The organism is Yoonia sp. R2-816 (assembly GCF_046762905.1).
Classification (GTDB): domain Bacteria; phylum Pseudomonadota; class Alphaproteobacteria; order Rhodobacterales; family Rhodobacteraceae; genus Yoonia.
In genome coordinates, this window is record NZ_JBKQXN010000251.1 from 1 (window position 1) to 687 (window position 687).

1 protein-coding gene is annotated in these 687 nt (G+C 61.4%); it reads left to right on the forward strand.

Annotation, left to right across the window (positions count from 1 at the left end):
• Positions 1–687 (forward strand): tetratricopeptide repeat protein (locus ACFWW2_RS16535; RefSeq protein WP_393929725.1); only part of this gene is annotated, 687 nt, incomplete at both ends.

The window sequence follows — 687 nt, forward strand, 5'->3', positions numbered from 1 at the left end:
CGCTGGAGATTGACCGCGCCACGATTGGGGAGAGGCATCCGGGCTACGCCACCCATCTCAACAACCTCGCGGGCGTGGTCAGGGACCAAGGGCGGTATGAAGAGGCCGAGGGTCTTTTTCGCGACGCGCTGGAGATTGACCGCGCCACGATTGGGGAGAGGCATCCGGACTATGCCACCCGCCTCAACAACCTCGCGGACGTGGTCAAGAACCAAGGGCTGTATGAAGAGGCCGAGGGTCTTTTTCGTGACGCGCTGGAGTTTGACCGCGCCAGGATTGGGGAGATGCATCCTGGCTACGCCACCCATCTCAACAACCTCGCGGTCGTTGTCAATTACCAAGGGCGTTATGAAGAGGCCGAGGGTCTTTTTCGTGACGCGCTGGAGATTGACCGCGCCACGATTGGGGAGAGGCATCCGGGCTACGCCACCCATCTCAACAACCTCGCGGGCGTGGTCAAGAACCAAGGGCGGTATGAAGAGGCCGAGGGTCTTTTTCGTGACGCGCTGGAGATTGACCGCGCCACGATTGGGGAAGGGCATCCGAGCTATGCCACCCGCCTCAACAACCTCGCGGACGTGGTCAAGAACCAAGGGCGGTATGAAGAGGCCGAGGGTCTTTTTCGTGACGCGCTGGAGATTGACCGCGCCACGATTGGGGAGGGGCATCCGGACTATGCCATCCGCC